Annotated in this window: 4 protein-coding genes; all 4 read right to left on the bottom strand. The window is 61.4% G+C overall.

Features of this window, described 5'->3' with window-relative positions; genetic code table 11:
- Positions 1 to 551, bottom strand: a 551-nt coding sequence (locus tag Q322_RS0119815; protein ID WP_156953191.1) for an IS3 family transposase, incomplete at its 3' end; no start/stop codon positions are given.
- Positions 529 to 843 carry a transposase gene (locus Q322_RS0119820; protein WP_029479566.1) on the bottom strand — a complete coding sequence of 105 codons (315 nt, stop codon included), beginning with the start codon at positions 841 to 843 and terminating at the stop codon, positions 529 to 531. The genes Q322_RS0119820 and Q322_RS0119815, both read right to left, overlap by 23 nt.
- A gap of 55 nt (positions 844 to 898) precedes the next feature.
- Entirely contained in the window at positions 899 to 1,156 is a 258-nt protein-coding gene (locus tag Q322_RS23730; protein ID WP_156953192.1) for a hypothetical protein, read from the bottom strand.
- Between the two features lie 132 nt (positions 1,157 to 1,288).
- Entirely contained in the window at positions 1,289 to 2,947 is a 1,659-nt protein-coding gene (treS, locus tag Q322_RS0119830; RefSeq protein ID WP_029479567.1) for a maltose alpha-D-glucosyltransferase, read from the bottom strand.
- Positions 2,948 to 3,052: the final 105 nt, after the last annotated feature.

Consider the following 3,052-nt stretch of genomic DNA (forward strand, 5'->3'; position numbering starts at 1 on the left):
AGCGTCCTGCGCATCGCCCAACCGACAATCTTCCTGGAAAAGAGGTCCATGACCACCGCCAGGTACATCCAGCCCTCCTGGGTCGGCAAATAGGTAATGTCCGTCACCCACTTCCGGTTGGGCCGGTCCGCAGTGAACTCGCGGTTGAGGAGATGTTCGGCCACTGGATGGCGGTGCTTGGAATTTGTCGTCGAGCGGAATTTCCGCTTACAGCGCACCTTAAGGCCTGCCGCCTTCATCAGCCGGGTGATCCGCGCCCGACTGACCTGCAACCCCTCGTCTGCCAGGACTGCCTGGACGCGGGGGGCACCATAGGTGCCCCGGCTCTGATGATGAATCTTGTGGATCGACGTCGTGAGGGTCACGTCCGCCTGGACATAGCGGTTCTCTGGCCTTCTCCACCACGCAAAATAGCCACTGACCCCGACGCCAAGCGTCCTGCACATCAACTCGATCGGGAATTCATGACGATGCTGCTCGATAAACTGGTAGATCAGTTTTCTTTGGCGAAGAAGCGGGCAAGCGTCCTCAAGGGCGTCTGTTCTGCCCAAGACAGGCCACAGCTTTTTTCAGAATATCGCGTTCCTGACGGGTAATTTCGAGTTCTCGTTCGAGCTTCCTGAACCGCGCTTCTTGCTCACTGAGCGCCGGGACCCCCCGTCCGGTGAACTGGGGGCGGCCCGCCGCCCCCTTCTGCTCGTGTTGTTGCTTCCAGCGCACCACCAGGTAGGGAGGGCTGCCGAGATTTCGGGCGATTTCCGCGCAGCTCTTCTGGCTGCTGATCACCAGGCGGACGGCCTCTTGCTTGAACTCGGCAGTGTACTCGTGTTTGCTGGCGGTCATGTCAGTCTCCATTGTCCGTCAGACTGAATCCCTCCTCCACAAAACCCTAGCAAGATCAGGTAACGCCGTGGCGCGTAAAGTCCCGGTCTACCGTCTCGAACCAGATGGTGAGGCCGGTGGCTTCTTCAAGTATGCGGAAATGCCCGGTCAGGGTGGCATTGGGATGGGTCTCCAGTTGTTTCAAGAGCTGTTCTTCGTAGGCCGCCATACGGCCTGTGGGCTTGACCAGGACATGCAAGGTGTTGTTGCGGTGTTGTTGCGGTGCCGTTCCAGATACCGCTTCACCGTGTCGACCTGAACGGAGAAATGACACGCCGCTTCTTCCGGTGTTGCCCCAGCAAGGACCGAGCCGTCAGTCCGAGTCCGAAATTCCAACTCGGAGCCGTCAACCCCTGCCGTATTCGCAAAGCCAGGATGTCAAACACTCTAGACTTTCAGACCCTGATCAATTCAGCCGCAGCCAGTAATACTCGTGCCGCCCCATGATGATGGTGTACGGCCCCTCGGTCACTGGCGGGAAGGGACTCGCGCCGGACAGGGTGACGGGCGTGCGGCCCACATGCTCGCTCAGGTTGAGCGTGGTGGCCTGGGCATTGGCCCCGAAGTTGCACACGATCAGCAGCGTCTCGTTCTCATGGCTGCGGGTAAAGGCCAGCACCGAGGCGTTATCGGTGTCCACGAACTTCAGATCGCCGTGGGCAAAGGCCGGATGCTGGCGGCGGGCTTCAAGCTGGCGGGAGGTCCACTGGAGCAGGCTGCCCGGATCGCGCTCCTGCGACTGCACGTTGACGCGCTGGTAGCCGTAGACCGGATCGCTAACGGGCGGAAAGAAGCAGTCCGATGGCCAGGCGGTGGAGAAGCCGCCGCTGATGCCCGCGTTCCACTGCATCGGGGTCCGCACGCCGTTGCGGTCAGCCAGACCCAGATCGTCGCCCATGCCGATCTCATCGCCGTAGTACAGGATCGGGCTGCCAGGCAGCGCCAGCAGTACGCTGTTCAGCAGCTCGATGCGGCGGCGCTCATTGTTCAACAGCGGGGCCAGGCGGCGGCGAATGCCCACGTTGATCCGCATGCGCGTGTCGGGCGAGTACGCCGCATACATGAAGGAGCGCTCGTCGTCATCCACCATCTCCAGCGTCAACTCGTCGTGGTTTCGCAGAAAGGTAGCCCACTGCCCAAAGGATGGGATTTCCGGCAGGCGGTCCATGATCTCGCGGATGCTGGTGGTGTCCTCCTTCTTGAGGCTCATGTACAGGCGGGGCATCACCGGGAAGTTAAAGCACATATGAAATTCGGGGTCTTCCTCGGTGCCGAAGTACTCTGCCACGTCTTCCGGCCACTGGTTGGCCTCGGCCAGCAGCAGCCGGCCAGGGTACTCGGCGTCCACCATGCGGCGCATTTTCTTTAAAATCTCGTGCGTTTCGGGCAGGTTCTCGCAGTTGGTGTCCTCGCGCTCAATCAGGTACGGCACGGCGTCCACCCGGAAACCGTCCAGACCGGTGCCCAGCCAGAAGCGCCCGGCGTCCAGAATCTCCTCGATCACCCTGGGGTTGTCGAAATTCAGGTCCGGCTGATGGGAGAAGAAGCGGTGCCAGTAGTAGCGCCCACAGACCTCGTCGCGGGTCCAGTTGCTGGTCTCGGTATCGGTGAAGATGATGCGCGCCCCGGCGTACTCGGTGGCGGTGTCGCTCCAGACATAGTAGTCGTGATACTCGTTGGGGCTGCCGTCGGGCAGGGTGGGGCCGCGCCGCGCCGCCTGGAACCAGGGATGCTCGCTGGAGGTGTGGTTGGTCACCAGATCGGCGATCACCCGCAGCCCGCGCGAATGCGCCTCGGCCAGAAAGAACTGGAAGTCCTCGATGGTCCCCAGGTCCGGGTGAATGCCGGTGTAATCGGCCACGTCATAGCCGTCGTCGCGCAGCGGGCTGGGGTAAAAGGGCAGCAGCCACAGGCAGTCCACGCCCAGGGTCCGCAGATAGTCCAGCTTGCCAGTCAGGCCGGGAAAGTCGCCCTTGCCGTCGCCGTTGCCGTCCGCAAAGGTGCGGACCGACAGCTCATAGAAGACGGCGCTCTTGTACCACTGGGGCGGGGTGTGCTGAGTCATTGCCCCCAAGTGTAATAGAAAAGCGCTTTGGAAGCGTTGCCAGCCCGGAGGGTCAACGACTTAGGGCTTACGCGAAACTGGACAAATTTGAGATTCTGAGCTGAT

The organism is Deinococcus frigens DSM 12807, assembly GCF_000701425.1.
In the GTDB taxonomy this organism is placed as follows: domain Bacteria; phylum Deinococcota; class Deinococci; order Deinococcales; family Deinococcaceae; genus Deinococcus; species Deinococcus frigens.

What these genes read in the sequence shown, in the direction of transcription:
- Q322_RS0119820 (WP_029479566.1), bottom strand. Translation starts at nt 843, where the DNA reads ATGACCGCCAGCAAACACGAGTACACTGCCGAGTTCAAGCAAGAGGCC.
- treS (WP_029479567.1), bottom strand. Translation starts at nt 2,947, where the DNA reads ATGACTCAGCACACCCCGCCCCAGTGGTACAAGAGCGCCGTCTTCTAT.